Annotated in this window: 15 protein-coding genes; 1 reads left to right on the top strand and 14 read right to left on the bottom strand. The window is 31.0% G+C overall.

Annotated elements, in window-relative coordinates; genetic code table 11:
* Window positions 1-49: 49 nt before the first annotated feature.
* The 7 genes from ACTNBA_RS00305 to ACTNBA_RS00275 all read right to left on the bottom strand — a co-directional run bounded on the left by ACTNBA_RS00305 (window position 50) and on the right by ACTNBA_RS00275 (window position 6791).
* Window positions 50-1399, bottom strand: a complete 1350-nt coding sequence (locus tag ACTNBA_RS00305; RefSeq protein ID WP_441071631.1) for a TrkH family potassium uptake protein — start codon at window positions 1397-1399, stop codon at window positions 50-52.
* A 326-nt stretch (window positions 1400-1725) separates the two neighbouring features.
* Window positions 1726-1959, bottom strand: coding sequence for a TIGR04540 family protein (locus ACTNBA_RS00300; protein WP_035134530.1), 234 nt, complete (start codon window positions 1957-1959; stop codon window positions 1726-1728).
* Window positions 1960-2212: 253 nt separating this feature from the next.
* Window positions 2213-3154, bottom strand: a complete 942-nt coding sequence (lplA, locus tag ACTNBA_RS00295) for a lipoate--protein ligase (RefSeq protein ID WP_441071628.1) — start codon at window positions 3152-3154, stop codon at window positions 2213-2215.
* Window positions 3147-4841, bottom strand: a complete 1695-nt coding sequence (lpdA, locus tag ACTNBA_RS00290; RefSeq protein ID WP_441071626.1) for a dihydrolipoyl dehydrogenase — start codon at window positions 4839-4841, stop codon at window positions 3147-3149. The genes lplA and lpdA overlap by 8 nt, the downstream gene beginning before the upstream one ends.
* 96 nt (window positions 4842-4937) lie before the next feature.
* Complete coding sequence (locus ACTNBA_RS00285) at window positions 4938-5291, bottom strand: carboxymuconolactone decarboxylase family protein (protein ID WP_035134524.1); 354 nt, start codon at window positions 5289-5291, stop codon at window positions 4938-4940.
* A 99-nt stretch (window positions 5292-5390) separates the two neighbouring features.
* On the bottom strand, window positions 5391-5813 hold the full coding sequence (locus ACTNBA_RS00280; protein WP_441071624.1) for a MarR family winged helix-turn-helix transcriptional regulator: 423 nt from the start codon (window positions 5811-5813) through the stop codon (window positions 5391-5393).
* Window positions 5814-5885: 72 nt separating this feature from the next.
* Complete coding sequence (locus tag ACTNBA_RS00275) at window positions 5886-6791, bottom strand: AEC family transporter (RefSeq protein ID WP_441071622.1); 906 nt, start codon at window positions 6789-6791, stop codon at window positions 5886-5888.
* A gap of 173 nt (window positions 6792-6964) precedes the next feature.
* Here ACTNBA_RS00275 and ACTNBA_RS00270 point away from each other — a divergent pair, with 173 nt between their 5' ends.
* Window positions 6965-7231: a DUF1294 domain-containing protein gene (locus ACTNBA_RS00270; RefSeq protein ID WP_343824367.1), complete on the top strand. Its 267-nt coding sequence runs from the start codon at window positions 6965-6967 to the stop codon at window positions 7229-7231.
* Window positions 7232-7443: 212 nt separating this feature from the next.
* On the opposite strand, the gene ACTNBA_RS00265 is transcribed toward ACTNBA_RS00270, so the two are convergent.
* From ACTNBA_RS00265 to ortA, 7 genes are all read right to left on the bottom strand, one after another.
* The gene (locus ACTNBA_RS00265) at window positions 7444-7953 is read right to left on the bottom strand and encodes a flavin reductase family protein (RefSeq protein ID WP_441071619.1); all 510 of its coding nucleotides are present in this window, start codon (window positions 7951-7953) and stop codon (window positions 7444-7446) included.
* A gap of 30 nt (window positions 7954-7983) precedes the next feature.
* Complete coding sequence (orr, locus tag ACTNBA_RS00260) at window positions 7984-9138, bottom strand: ornithine racemase Orr (RefSeq protein ID WP_441071617.1); 1155 nt, start codon at window positions 9136-9138, stop codon at window positions 7984-7986.
* Window positions 9139-9183: 45 nt separating this feature from the next.
* Window positions 9184-10512 (bottom strand): GlmL-related ornithine degradation protein, encoded by a 1329-nt coding sequence (locus ACTNBA_RS00255; RefSeq protein ID WP_441071615.1) that lies wholly within the window; start codon window positions 10510-10512, stop codon window positions 9184-9186.
* Window positions 10513-10678: 166 nt separating this feature from the next.
* The gene (gene oraE, locus ACTNBA_RS00250; RefSeq protein ID WP_343824374.1) at window positions 10679-12859 is read right to left on the bottom strand and encodes a D-ornithine 4,5-aminomutase subunit OraE; all 2181 of its coding nucleotides are present in this window, start codon (window positions 12857-12859) and stop codon (window positions 10679-10681) included.
* Window positions 12859-13221 carry an ornithine aminomutase subunit alpha gene (locus ACTNBA_RS00245; protein ID WP_441071613.1) on the bottom strand — a complete coding sequence of 121 codons (363 nt, stop codon included), beginning with the start codon at window positions 13219-13221 and terminating at the stop codon, window positions 12859-12861. The genes oraE and ACTNBA_RS00245 overlap by 1 nt, the downstream gene beginning before the upstream one ends.
* A 72-nt stretch (window positions 13222-13293) precedes the next feature.
* Window positions 13294-14706 (bottom strand): 2-amino-4-oxopentanoate thiolase subunit OrtB, encoded by a 1413-nt coding sequence (ortB, locus tag ACTNBA_RS00240; RefSeq protein ID WP_441071611.1) that lies wholly within the window; start codon window positions 14704-14706, stop codon window positions 13294-13296.
* A gap of 24 nt (window positions 14707-14730) precedes the next feature.
* Window positions 14731-15027 carry a 2-amino-4-oxopentanoate thiolase subunit OrtA gene (gene ortA, locus ACTNBA_RS00235; protein ID WP_346886316.1) on the bottom strand — a complete coding sequence of 99 codons (297 nt, stop codon included), beginning with the start codon at window positions 15025-15027 and terminating at the stop codon, window positions 14731-14733.
* Window positions 15028-15058 lie beyond the last annotated feature (31 nt).

Here is a 15058-nt window from a genome sequence, read left to right as displayed (position 1 = left end):
TTAACCTCCTTGTATATAAAATAGTTTTTTTAATATCTCACAAATGTGTTTATCCTATCAATATCTTTCCTTCAGGATACTTGTAATTAGTACCTTTCTTTCTGCTAATTAGAGCCATTACTACAGTAAGTGGACCAACTCTTCCTAAATACATCAACATAATGATTATAATTTTTCCTGGTTCACTGAGCCTCTGAGTTACACCTGTAGTTAGTCCTACTGTTCCAAAGGCTGATGTAGCTTCGTATAATACATCTAAAAAGGCTTCATTAGGTTCAGCTATAGTAAGTGCCATAGTGACAGTGGTTACTAATCCCATTCCTATTATTAAAAGAGTAACAGCTTTTAATTGTAATCCTCTTGGAATGGTCCTTCCGAATATGTCAGCATTTTCTTTTCCTTTAATTACAGAAATAGCTGTACATAAAATTATACCAAAGGTGGATGTTTTTAATCCTCCTGCTGTAGAACCTGGAGAACCTCCAATAAACATAAGTATTACAGTTATAAATTTTGATGTTGTAGTCATCTTATCTATTGGTACACTGTTAATTCCTGCCGTCCTTGGACTTATGGAAGCTACAATAGAGTTTACTATTTTGTCTTTAATATTCATATTTCCTATGGTATTAGGATTATTATACTCCAGAATAAACATTACTATAGTTCCTCCCACTATTAATATGGTAGTTATTAATAGCACTACCTTAGCGTGTAAAGATAACTTTTTTGTACTTTTATAATTATAAAGTTCTAACAATACAATAAAACCTAACCCTCCAATAGCTATTAATGCACTTACAGTTAAAAGTATAATGGAATTATCATAATATGCTGTATAACTATTAAAATTTCCAAATAAATCAAAACCAGCATTGCAAAAGGTAGATATAGAGCTAAATATACTAATATATATACCTCTAACTACACCAAACTCTGGTATGAGCTGAGTGGATAGTATTAATGCTCCTATAAACTGTATTATAAAAGTAAATAGCATAACCTTTTTAAGCATTTTTACTAACCCTTGAATATTAAAGGTATTCATTGCTTCTTGCATTAATAATCTACTTTTTAAAGTAATTCTTCTTCCTATTAGTACAGATATAAAAGTGGCAAAAGACATAAATCCAAGACCACCGATTTCAATTAATATCATAATAACCGTCTGTCCAAATAGGTTCCAATGAGTACCTGTATCTACTGTAACTAACCCTGTAACACAGGTGGCAGATGTAGCTGTAAATATTGAATCCAAGAAATTTGTGGCCTCTCCACTAGCAGATGATATGGGTAAACTTAATATTGTACCTCCAATAAAAATTACTATAAAAAACCCAAGGGCTAATACCTGTACTTCACTAAATTTAGTTTTTTTTAAAATTTTAAGACTTTCCATAAAATAACCTCCAGTCTATAAGTCTTGAAATAAATATCTTATAATTTTATACTTAGTTTTTTGTAATTGATTTCCTTCATATATCATATATAATTTATACACCTTGTTAAATAGATTTTGTAACAAAATCTGATTATTTAACACGGATTTAACATTGCTATATATAAATTAAATTTAATATATTAACTTTAGTATACACAACTCTTTCTATATAAATGTTTGTATATTTTTATATACTTATTTTTTAACGCTAAATAAAAAAGATAAGCTTACATTATTTTAATCAATAAAGCTCATCTTTTTTTATAAATCTATAATAAGATTTTTTAATTATTTTTATCTAATATATCTTTTATAATTGCTATTCTATCTTCCTCTAGAATATTTGCAATCTTTATTTCAACATCTCCATTTTTAAAGAATCTTTCTACATTAGAATCTACAATTTTAATAACCTTATCTGATAATTTTTCATAGGTCATTAAATCATCTCTGTATAAATCTACAATATCTCTTAAACAAGCACCTAATTCTTTAGGGTTTTTATAAATTGTTCTCATGCTATAATCCTCCATAGTTTTACAATAATAAATATAATGTTAATATATTAGCAAAAATTTATTTGTTAGCTACTATATTTACAATATACATATTATACCCTACATTATTTTTAATTACCAAGGTTATTTTACATAAAAATACGGATTATATCATTAAAATATAATCCATATTAAAAATGTTAAATTTTCTTGACTTATCTAGATGAGGTAAATATATTTTAGTCTAAGAATATTATGGTTTATACAAATATTTTTATACATATTTTTCTGATACCTGTCTTATATAGTCATCTATTAATTTTACAACTTCATCTCTAGAGAATATAATGCCTATAAGCTGTTCTTCAACTTTTCCTAAATTTATATTCTCTAAAGTGTCTGAAAATATTTTAGCCTTTACTATTTTTCCTGACTCCACTGATAAATTTATGTCTATATTACCTATAACAGTTTTTTCTTCGAGAACTACATCATATTGTGGACTCTCACCATAATTCCATAACTTACTAGAGTATTTATCATATAATTTAGGTACATAACTACTCATATTATAAATATATGAGTTTTGTAAATCTCCATAAATATTATTAAAGGAACTTACCAATGACTGAATTAAATTGTCTACATTTAATTCACTACAAACCTCTATTAAATTTATAACCCTACTTTTTACTGATTCTATGCCTTTAGATTTTAATTTTAACTTAGATGGAGTAAGAACCTTTTCAAGTTTAGTAATATCTACGTCAATCATAAGAGTACCATGATGAAAATAATTACCATCTTCACAATAAAATGCATGTCCTGAAAACTTTCTATTATTCAAAAGTAAATCATTTCTTCCTGAAAACTCAACCTTAAAACCATAGGACTCTACAGCACCTTTTATAACCTTAAGTTGTTTATCTAAATTACTCTCAATTTCCTTTGTTATAAAAGTAAAGTTTAAATTTCCTAAATCATGAAAAACTGCTCCACCTCCAGATATTCTTCTAGCTAATGTAATATGGTTTTCTTTCATATAATCTAAATCGCATTCTTTATAAGGATTTTGATTTCTTCCAATAACTACAGTATTTTCATTTTGCCAAAGATATAATATGGTTTCTTCGGACTTTATATTTTTTAACAATTCTTCTTCTAGGGCTAAATTATAATAAGGGTTAACTTCCTTTGAAATAATTACTTTATTCATTATAATGTATTGCTCCTATAGATAATCCTAATACTGCTTCATGTATACCTTCACCTGTAGTTGGATGTGCAAATACAGTTTCTGCTATGCTCTCTTCTGAAATATTCTGCTGAATAATAAGAGTTAGAGTGCTTATTAGTGATGAAGCATCTGGACCTATTATTGACCCTCCAACCATTTTACCTGAATCTAAATCTTTTATTATTTTAATAAATCCATACTCTTGACCCATAGTTAAGGCTTTTCCATTGGCTGCAAAAGGGAACTTGCTTATTTTTATATTCATATTTTTATCAATACATTGTTTTTCAGTAAGACCAACTGAAGCAATTTCTGGAGCTGTAAATATTACATTAGGAATACATTCATACTTCATTTCTTTATTTTTTCCTAATATATTATCAACTGCTACAATTCCTTGATGTGAAGCTACATGGGCTAATTGGATCTTGCTATTAACATCTCCAATAGCATATATTCCTTCCACATTTGTCTTTAAATTACCTTCAACCTTTATACCTCTATTCCTATCATTTAGTTCTATATCAGTATTTTCAAGATTTAGTCCTTCCATATTAGGCTCTCTTCCAATTGCAACTAATACCTTTTCTGAAACTAAAAGCTTCTCTTTACCTTCATTTTCAAATATAACTATACCTTCACCTGATTCAGATTTTTCAATTCTAGTAACCTTTGAACTTGTATATATACCTATGCCCTTTGATTTTGCTATATCAAGTATTTCCTCTGAAACATCTAAATCCACCATGTTAAGAATTCTATTTTCGTATTCAACCACGTTTACTTTAACTCCAAAATTTGAATAAAGGAATGCAAATTCCATACCAATAACTCCACCACCAATTATAGTAATTGATTTTGGTAATTCTGTGTTACTAAGGGCTTCTGTACTGTTTAATACAAAAGGTAGTTCTATTCCTGGAATACTTATTTTTGATATTTTAGAACCAGTAGCAATAATAATATTTTTAGCTTCAATAGTATACTCATCTTTACCTTTTTTCACTAATACTTTATGGTTATCTATAAAAGATGCTTCTCCCTTAATAAGTCTTATATTATTTTTATTTAATAAATAGTCGATGCCACCAACTAAATTATTTCTAATTTTATCTTTTCTAGCTATGACCTTTTTCATGTCTAGCTTTATATCTTTTACTTCAAATCCAAATTCTTCTCCATTTAATGCTTCATTGTATGCTTCAGCAGATTTAACTAGAGATTTTGTAGGAATACATCCTACATTAAGACAAGTCCCTCCTAAATTATCCTTTTCAACTATTATAGTTTCCAAACCTTTTTTAGCTCCATATATAGCAGAAACGTATCCTCCTGGTCCTGCACCTATTACTAAAAGGTCTATATTTAAATTTTCTTTTTTACCCTTTATTAAGCTACCAAAGTAATCAACTTTTTTAGTTTCTTCTGCTAAAGCTTCTCCACTTACTATAAGTAATGTATCTCCAACCTTTACCTCTTGTCCCTCTGTAACCTTTATTTCTTCAATTTTATAGCTTCCTTTAGCTTTTACAGGTGAATTTCCTTTATTTGTTTCTAGCTGGAACATTACATCATTTAACTTAACATTCTCTCCAACTTGTATATTAATTTTGCCTACTTTAGCAGACTTGCTTTTTCCTGATAGACTTTCCAACTTAATATCCATTTCAACCTCTCCTTTAATACCAAATATATATTAGTTTAAGATTCTGGATTTAAGACCCTGAGTATAATACTCAAGGTCTTAAATTTAAAATCTTATTTAGTTAAAATCTTTTTCAAATTCATCAACGGCATCTTTTAATAAAGTTACAGAATATGCCATACTAGGACCTCCACCAAAGGCAACAGATACCATAGCAGCTTCCATTATTTCAGCTCTAGTTGCTCCTGCTTCTAAAGCTTTGTAAACGTGGAAAACTATACAATATTCACATCTGTTATAAGCAGCAATTCCAACGCTAATTAATTCCTTTGTTTTAGTATCTAATGCACCCTCTTCATAAGTCTTACCTAACAGTCCCATGAAAGCGTTAACATTCTCTCCATTAGTTTCGCCTAATTCACCAAGTCCGTTCATAAAGTCATTTAACATTTCTCTTACATCTTTTTTCATATCTATACCCCCATATCATTTAATAGTTGCTAGTGCAATAGTTAGCACTACAAGTATTTATGATATAAAAATACCACCATGGGGTGGTATTGTCAATAGCTAACATATATTATCTGTCATCCTTTTCAAAACTTCTTTAAAAATTTCTAAATTTTCTTTCGATATTCCCTTTAATACATCATCTTGGAACTCTTGTCCTCTAGGCATAAGTTCTTCTTTTAAAAACTTACCTTTATCAGTTAATATTATCTTTGTTATTCTTCTATCTTCTGAATCCTTTCTTCTCTCCACTAACTCTTCCTTTTCCATTCTATCTATAAGTCTTACCATTGAAGACTCTTTAATATCCATATAATCCGAAAGTTCTTTTTGAGAAATTTCTCCTGCTTTACCTATATAAAATAAAGCTATCCATTGTACTCTAGTTGTACCATTCTCTTGTAATCTTCTATTAAATTCGTCAGCTAATTTCTTTGCACTTTTATTTGTTATAAATGCAATGCAATCATCTAAATCAAACATATATAATTTACATTCCCTTCTATACTTATTTAAAATAGCTAAATCATTAAAACCTATTATCTATATAATTAATTATCTTACTAAATATATAAATAGTGGAATAGTTATAATGGATAAAAGTGTAGTTATAAATACACACTGTGAGCCATACTTACCATCTCCACCAGCAGATAATGCAATTACAGGTCCTACCACCGCTCCTGGCATAGCCATAAGTAAAGTGCATATAGCTACCAACATTGAATCTATACTAAACATATTCATAGTAAAATATGTTGCTATAGGAACTAAAATTAGTCTAACTATAGATAAATAGTATAAACTAAAATCTCCTATCATTTCCTTTATGTTAGAACCACAAAGCATAGAGCCAATGATTATCATAGATATTGGAGTCGTCATATTTCCTACGCTTTTTACCGTTGAGTTAATGGCAAAGGGTAGTTTAATTTGACCTACAAATATTATAATTCCTATAATTACAGCCCATATGGATGGATTCTTTAAAATGTTTTTACTAGCTTCCTTCATAGATATTTTTCCTGTAAACAAAGATACCCCTACGGTCCACACTAAAGCAGTGAATACCATAGTAAAAATTGAAGCATAAAACACTCCTATTTCTCCAAATATGCTGTTTAATACTGGATAGCCCATAAATCCACAGTTAGAAAAAGATGTTGTAAATATAAGTAGTGGTTTTTTTCTATCACTAGCCTTAATATAAATATATCTTGATAAAATAAGTAACACCAAATGTATAACTATGGAATAGAAGAATATCTTTATAGCATTTTCCATAATAGCTTTATCAAATTCTAAGCAAAAACTATTTATTATCATTAATGGTAAAGTTATATTGATTAATATTGCACTTAATCCCTTCTCTACTCTATCATCTATAAAGCCTTTCTTTCTAGCATATATTCCTATAACCATCATAATAGATAGAACTAAAACTTGATTTACTGCATCCATTAAATTATCCCCCATACATAAAAAAATTAAATTCCATACTAATTATACTCTATTTTCTTTGGTTTTTAATTATTATTTTATTTTTTATTTTTGAACTTAAATTAAATATATCCTTATTGCTTTTTATTTTTATATAATATAAATTAAATATATAATTAACTTTAGGAGGTCTTATGTTTAATAATTTTATTTTATATTTAGTAGTAATAAACCTAATTGGATTTTTTATAATGTTAATAGATAAAAGGAAGGCTATAAAGAGACAATGGAGGGTTAGTGAAAAAGCTCTTATATGTATATCTATAATAGGAGGTTCCATTGGAATGTTAGCTGGTATGAGCACTTTTAGACATAAAACTAAGCATAAAAAATTCACTATTGGCATTCCTCTTATCCTTGTTATACAAATAGCTATATTAACTTATTTTAGCAGTTTATAATTATAGAAATGGCTTCATACTCCTTGAACTTTCAGTGTATTTTCACTGGTATTATATAGTAAAACCCTGAAACCCGCATGAATAGAACAAATAGTTAACTAGTTATATAGTTTTATAGCTTCATAGTTAACTATTTTTATAGTTCCATATAAAAATAGCTTCCTATACAAATATTTATATAGGAAGCTATTAATTCAATTTAAAATACAGTTTTATAGTTTATAGCAAGCTTCTACTTCACCTACATATAATACATGATAGTCCTCTGCTGGATAGCTTGAGTTCTTTATTGCATCAGATAAAAACTCTGGATTCATTTCTTGTTTATAAACTATTTTACATTCATAAGTCAATACATTAGATCTTTCTATTATTGGAGTATCTACAGTTTTAGCTGGAATTAGTTTTAAATTACATTCCTTAAATTTATCATAATCTCTTCCCGATTTAGTACCACAGAATTTAATTTCCTCCTTTAAGCTATCATCAAGAGGAATTGTTACTGTATAGTTATCAGCTTTTTCTATAATAGAAAAGGTATGTCTATGCTTTCTTACTAGTACTGTAAATATAGGTTTTCCCCATTGGAAGCCAACATTTCCCCAACCTATTGTCATAGTATTAACTTCATCTCCAGCCTTTACAGTTAAAAATGCACCTTTTTCATGCAGATTCCTTATTGCTACATTTAAGTCTTCAGTAAATAATTTAAAATCAACCATTTAAATCTCTCCCTAAAATTATTTTTTTATTTACATTATACACTTATTTATATAGGAGGAGGTCATTGAAGATAATAATGCTCCATAATCTACATCAAAGGAAATTATATCACCAACTTTGTAGTCAGCTTCGCTTTCCGTTACATCTAATAAAAGATGATCACTACTGCCACCTAATATTGTTATTTTTTCATCTCTAGGAGTTATTCCATCAATTTTTACATCTTGTCTTCCCATTGAAATTATAGCTCTTTTTATTGTTCCTCTATCCTCAAAGGTGGGAACCTCTCCAAAGGCATCCATGCCAATATTTCCTATTGGTACTGATGGCTTATCCTTAATTTCTATAATTTCACCTTTTAAGGTAAACACATCTTTAAACATTCCTGGAATATCTCTTCCATATGCAGTTTCTCTTCCTAAAACCACTGATTCCCCAAGTCTTAAATTATTAATTCCTTCTGGAATAGTTTTATTCATTACCATATATAAACTACTAGAATTTCCTCCTGATACTATAGGTATCTTAATATTTAATTCTTCTTCTATGGTGTTTTTTATTTTTAGCAACCTTCCTAAATTTACTTCATCAGGAATTACTCCTCCATAGCAAGTTAAATTTGTTCCTATCCCCATAAGCTTTATATTGGGCAATTTAATAATTTTCCTGGACATTTCTAGTGCATCTTTCTCTAAAACACCTTCCCTTAAATCTCCCAAATCCACCATTAAAATTATTTTATGAGTTTTCTTGGCTCTTATAGCTTCCTTTGATAATGCCTTAATTGTATCTATCTCTGAATTAAGGGAAATATCACTATACATGATTACTTCTCTTACTTCACTAAGAGCTGGAATTCTAAGAAGTAGCTTTTCACAATTTAAATTTGCTATCTTTTTTAAATTAGCCACTCTTGAATCTCCTATGGTTTTTACCCCTGCATCTAAAACACCTTTAACTATATCTGGGTGTGAACAAAATACTTTAGTTACTACAGCTACATCTATCATCTTTCCATTACACATGTTTAATAAAAATTTAGTATTGTAAGTCAATTTTTTTAAATCAATATCAATCCTAGGATATCTATCCTTTTCTTCCTCTTTCCATAATTCTTGTTCAAGGGCAGTATTATAAGTTAAATTTTCTTTATTTAATTCTACTTCTGAATAACATTTTTCCATTCTCTAACTCTCCTCCTTTACAGAAACTAAAAATTTAATTTGTCATTATAAATTTAAACTAGCTTTAAGCAATTCTATTGCAGCTTCCTTATTTTCTCTACTTAAAACTCCAGCACAGGCCATGATATACATATTATCTAGGAGTACCTTTGCCTCTTTTGTGGGACGCATGGTAATGTCTCCCTTAACATCCTTTATACTCTCTAGCATTTCCTTTCCTTTACCTAACCTAGTTAGAGCACCCCCTGTACCTATGATATATTTAACCATTGATAAATCCTTTCCATAGGCACTAAACTTTCTTCCTGAATTGTATACTCTTTTAATTTGCCCTACATGTCTATCTATGGCAGTGTTTACGGCCTTTTGAGCAAGGACCCTACTCCAATATTTCTCTTCTTCTGTAGTTGGAATGGGCTTAATGAAACTACTTATACTATCCTTAGTTCTTCCTTCTAACTCGTGATGTTGTAAAAGTTCTAATACATTTTCTCTATTTACATATACCCCTAAATCACCTTCTACAGTACGCTTTGCTTTTGGTTCTGGAGTGACTAATATATCTAAAATTTCCACACTACCTTCTGTTACGGAATGAACATCTGTAGTAGCTCCTCCAACATCCACAACTATTACATCACCAATTGTTTCATAGAGTAACTTTGTAGCTTCCATTACAGCTCCAGGAGTTGGCATTATAGCTCCATCCACCATTTCCTTAATTTTATCCATGCCACCTGCTTTAACAATATTTACTTCAAAAGCATCTTGAATTATCCCCCTAGCAGGCTCCACATTTAATTCATCTACCCTAGGATATACATTATCTATTACATAAAGTTCTCTACCTTCAAAAATCTCTTTTATTTCCTCTTGGTTAGCTATATTACCACAATAAACCACAGGGATATTCAGCTCAGCATCTCTTATAATCTCAGCATTGTCTAAGGCAGTTTCTCTCTCTCCATAGTCTGTACCACCTGCAATCATTATAAGATTAGGATTTATTTCTTTTATTTTTTTAATATCCGTTCTTCTCAGCCTACCTGCTGTTACCATTTTTATAATTCCGCCTGCACCTAGGGCTGCTTCCTTTGCAGCTTTAACTGTCATATCTTGCACTAATCCATGAACAGTTATTTTTAATCCTCCTGCGGCGCTACTAGTACCTATCATTCTGTCATATTCAATGGATTCTCCTAGCTGTTCCTCCATTTCATTAATTGCATTTCTAAGTCCAATAGTTACATCACCTTGTAAAACAGAAGTAAAGGCCTTACCTTGTCCTACAACCTCAACTCCTTTTTTAAAATTAAAGGCTGTTACTACAGTGGTTGTACTTCCGATTTCCGCTATTAAATATTCAACTCTCATAGCTTCCCTCCTAGTTTAAAGGGGATACCTCAAAATTTTACTAAGCATTAATCTATCCTTAAGGTAAACTTAGTTTAATTATTTGAGACACCCCCAATACTTTATATAAATATCATATATTTTTTATTATTTAATCTAGTTTATCTAATAATAAATCTTCAAATTATTATTGTTCTTTTTTCATTAAGGTTTCAATGATAAAGGAGGCAACATTATTTCCATGAGTTCCTCTACCAAAGCCTGCATCCATACCATGAGCTACAGCAATCTCATTAGTTACTTGAGTTCCTCCACAAGCTATTATGAATTTGTCTCTTACACCTTTTTCTATGCATAGATCATGAATCTTTTGCATGTTCTTAGTGTGTACATCATTGTGAGTGATAATAGTACTCATTATTATAGCTTGAGCCTTTGTTTCAATAGCTGCATCTATTAATTTTTCTACTGGACAAGAAGTTCCAAGATATACTACATCTATACCATATCTTTCAATACCGCCATGCTTAATATCTATAATTTCTCTTAGTCCAACAGAGTGTTCATCTTCTCCAACCGTAGCAGCTACCACTCTAATAGGATTATTCTTAACGTAATCTCTCATTACATCATCTGGCAAAAGCTCTTGCTTTTCTGGAATCTTAAGTTCATCTTTTTTAATTGCAAAGCTTACTCTACCTTTGATTTCTACTAAAGTACCTTCTGCATCTTGCATAACTTGTTTATGAATAACTTCTACATCAGTTAAATTCATTCGTCTTCCTATTTCAAGGGCTGCAGCCTCTGCTATATTTTCCTCTTCAGTAAGGAATAATGTTGTAGATACGTAGCCATCATTCTTCCACTCTACTTCTGGAATTATAGTTCCTTCCTCTTTACTATTTTTAGCCATTCTTACATTAACATTATCTTCTTCATCAAGTTCATCTATATAAACTATTTTGCTATGATTACATAATGTACATTCATCTATTGCATCACATGGTTTGTTATATTCTTCTGGAACATTATTATATCCAAAGTGAGCACATACTGGAGCAAAGTATTCTTTATCTCTTGGAACTACTGTATCAACAGCAATACCTCCATCTATCTTTCTTACAATACCATCACTATTTCTTTCTGGATATTCTCCTGAATCTACAAAGAATCCATCTTCTACAGCTTTGAAGTATCCACCATTTTCAATCATTTCCTCTAGGAATAATACTGCTCTTTCCTTAAGTTCTCTAACCTTCCCCGGAAGATATCCATCCTTTTTAAGCTCTATCATATCCATTAAGCCATCCATACCAATTAAAGCTTGCTTAGCTGTATTTACAGCATGGATATTATTATAATGCCAAGGTACATTTCTTCCTTCATCAGGAGTGATTGTACTTTGAATATCTGCTGAAGTAAGTTCAGATATTAACAAGTTTAATGAATGGGTTACTGTAGCTTCTCTAGTACAAGATGCCATGTATTTTGTGTTCATCTGTGCTCTCATTTTATAGTTTTTAAATAAGTCTCTAAGTGCTACAGCATAAGGTAAATCATATCTTAAACATGGAGCTGGTGGTGCTGTTGGTGGTACTGTAGATAGTGATATATTGCTTTGTTTCATACCAACCTTCTCAGAGAATTTTGAATTTATAGCATGTTGAACCATAAGTTCAGGCATTACCTTATAACCCTTCATTGCAGTTGCATTTGCATTATGTGCTCCATCTATTTGTAAAATATCAGCCCATGCCATTATATGTTTTGCTACTGCTGCATCAACGAAGGATCTAACCATATTTATGTTTCTGTAAAGTACATTATATTGAGGATCCTGGTGAGCTCCATTTATTCCTTCCTCTGCAAACATTACAGCAATATCTGGACCTGCAACCCCTGATACATAGGAGTGGAAATTTATTGGTCTTCCTACTTCTTCCTCAATCATATCAAGAGCTTTTCTTGTAGCTCTAACTTCTTTTCTAGTTATTGGAACTCCTCCTGTTCCTTCTGGACTTCCTTCAATTAAACTATCATAGTGACTTTGTCCTGATGTTCTTATAACCATTATATGATCTGCACCATGCCAAGCTGCCATTCTCATTCTTCTAATATCATCTTCAAATCTTCCTGAAGCTATTTCTGAAGTTATTACAGCTTTTGGTTGAGGGTCTATATTAGCAAAGCTGGTTGCTGATGGAAGTGCTTTACTATTTTTTAGGGGTTTTGATATCTCCTTATATTCAAACTCTCCCATTGGCTCTTTATATTCTTCTCTCCAATGCCAACCTCTTCTTTTAGGTTCATACTTATCTAAGTCCTTAAGTATTTCTGCTACATCTATTTTCTTATTTATATCTAGCATTATTTAACCCCCCCAAACAAATTAGTTACTTCATTCCAGCCTTTTCCTTCTCCAAGTTCTCTACCAGCTTCTAAATATGGCACACTCTTTAATTTTGCATATTTTAAAACTACATTTCCCATACCTTTTCCAAGAAGTCCTGCTTTTAAGCCTTCTTGAACTATACCTTGAGATTCTATGCTTGAGAAACCCATTCTAAGAAGTACTGACCTTTCTATAGATGATGAGGTATTTCCATATGCTAAATCCACCATTGGATTTACTATTTCTTCTGTCAATTTCCAAAATCTTTCATATAATTCTTCATCACTTAAACTTTCTAAATGTTTTCTTCTTATTTCAAAATCGTCTTCTCTTTTCACTACTTCTCTCCCCCTAATGGTTTTTTTATCTTTTCACACATTATTTATCTTTACCCTATTTACTTATTAACCCTATTTCACATTAACCCCAAATTCTTTAAGAATATCTGTTACTGATTCTTTTCTAAGTTTTGTTTCCTCACATAAGAAATCTAAATCTACCTGTCCAATTTCTTTTTCTTTTAAGAGCTTTACTGTGTTTTTAATTAGTGATTTTCTATAATCGTCTAGCTCTTTATTATCTATTTGCAAATAAGATGGATCCTCTGGAAGTATAATATTTTCTCCTGGAACTTCATCCATTGGATTACCTCTAAGCACTTTAATTCCATTTTCCTTTGCAAAGGTTAATTGTGGAACTATATGCTTTCCAGCACCAGTATACTCGGTCTCCTGAACTACTAAAATTGCATCATCCTCCATCTCTTGAGCTATGACAAAGGCTGCTGCTAAAGAAGTATTTCCAGCTGGTCCTCTTTCAAGTCCTTCAAGCTGTGCTAAAAGCTCAGTCATGTAGAAAACTTCCCCTTGTGGCAAGGTTACATATCTATCTAAATATCTTAGAGGTCTTGCTGCACTTCTTGGTACGTCACTTCTATCTGGCCATACCATGAATGGAATACCAAATCCAGTGTGTCCAGTAGTGAAGGATTTTCTATTAAAGGCTTTATCACTTGCCATATGAAGACCTTGTAAATTTACAGAAGCTCCAATAACTTTTGTATTATTTGCTCCTGCCTTTATAAGTCCTCTTGCGGTACCAGTAACATTTCCACCACCTGCATGGGTAATTACTACTGCTTCTGGATCCTTTCCAAATCTCTCTCTACATTCTGTAGCTATCTCATAACCTAAAGTTTCAACTCCCGCTATTCCATAAGCAGAATATAAGGATGCATTATAAAAACCTGTTTCTTCTAAAGTCTCCAGATAGGTGTAGAATAATTCTGGTCCTACTGTTAATTGTAAAACTTCAGCCCCTAACCATTCACATTTTCTGCCCTTCTCTAAAATTTCTGGTTGTCCTACTTTTTTAGAGTCATAACATTCTTGAACTATGGTACATTTTAATCCCTTCATAGCTGCTTGGGATGCTACTGCTGCCCCATAGTTTCCAGAAGTAGCTGATGCTACACCCTTATAGCCTCTTTCCTTAGCATCATACACAGATACAGATGCTCTTCTATCTTTAAAACTTCCAGATGGATTACAGCTTTCATCTTTAACAAATATCCTAGCTGCTTTTCCAGTCTTTGATACCTTTCTTGCCAATGCAGTAATATTTCTTAATTCTAAGAGAGGTGTATTTCCAACGCCTACCTCTCGTTGAATTTTCATAATATCACTTAGGGAATATCCTATATCTCTCATCATTGCTTCATAATCAAAAGCTATACTACCCTTTTCATATTTGTCAAAATCCATTCCTACAGACTTAATCATAATTTGATTTTTTCTGCTCATAACCTCTTCATACTTATTCATATCAATCACCTACTTTCTGTATAACTATTTATTGAAAATCATTTCCTTAGCTTGCTTTCCAATATAGGCTATTTCACTTACATAGCTACCAAAATTATGAGAATATGAAGGTTCTACCACCTTAGCTATACCTCTCATAGTTCTTCCAATAGTTGTAGTGATTTCAACTTCATCACCCAGCTCACAATCTGAATTTACGAAACCCCTAACCCACATTTTAAGTGGAGTTTCCTTTGTATCTTCTGGAATTGCTGGCGATCTATCCTCACATTGTAATACCACTGTTTCTATTTCAATAAATGTGTCCTTCTTAATCAACACCTTCACCTCCGAAGTAAATATCTATAATTAA

Source organism: Clostridium sulfidigenes, from assembly GCF_052067195.1.
Taxonomy (GTDB): domain Bacteria; phylum Bacillota; class Clostridia; order Clostridiales; family Clostridiaceae; genus Clostridium_J; species Clostridium_J sulfidigenes.
This window is presented reverse-complemented; position numbering and strand designations above follow the sequence as displayed.

Coding starts and splice junctions, on each gene's coding strand:
- lpdA (WP_441071626.1), bottom strand. CDS start 4,841: ATGGATATTAAGTTGGAAAGTCTATCAGGAAAAAGCAAGTCTGCTAAA.
- ACTNBA_RS00265 (WP_441071619.1), bottom strand. CDS start 7,953: ATGGTTGATTTTAAATTATTTACTGAAGACTTAAATGTAGCAATAAGG.
- ACTNBA_RS00255 (WP_441071615.1), bottom strand. CDS start 10,512: ATGAGAGTTGAATATTTAATAGCGGAAATCGGAAGTACAACCACTGTA.
- ACTNBA_RS00285 (WP_035134524.1), bottom strand. CDS start 5,291: ATGAAAAAAGATGTAAGAGAAATGTTAAATGACTTTATGAACGGACTT.
- ACTNBA_RS00305 (WP_441071631.1), bottom strand. CDS start 1,399: ATGGAAAGTCTTAAAATTTTAAAAAAAACTAAATTTAGTGAAGTACAG.
- ACTNBA_RS00275 (WP_441071622.1), bottom strand. CDS start 6,791: ATGGATGCAGTAAATCAAGTTTTAGTTCTATCTATTATGATGGTTATA.
- orr (WP_441071617.1), bottom strand. CDS start 9,138: ATGGAAAAATGTTATTCAGAAGTAGAATTAAATAAAGAAAATTTAACT.
- ACTNBA_RS00300 (WP_035134530.1), bottom strand. CDS start 1,959: ATGAGAACAATTTATAAAAACCCTAAAGAATTAGGTGCTTGTTTAAGA.
- oraE (WP_343824374.1), bottom strand. CDS start 12,859: ATGCTAGATATAAATAAGAAAATAGATGTAGCAGAAATACTTAAGGAC.
- ACTNBA_RS00270 (WP_343824367.1), top strand. CDS start 6,965: ATGTTTAATAATTTTATTTTATATTTAGTAGTAATAAACCTAATTGGA.
- lplA (WP_441071628.1), bottom strand. CDS start 3,154: ATGAATAAAGTAATTATTTCAAAGGAAGTTAACCCTTATTATAATTTA.
- ortB (WP_441071611.1), bottom strand. CDS start 14,706: ATGAATAAGTATGAAGAGGTTATGAGCAGAAAAAATCAAATTATGATT.
- ACTNBA_RS00280 (WP_441071624.1), bottom strand. CDS start 5,813: ATGTTTGATTTAGATGATTGCATTGCATTTATAACAAATAAAAGTGCA.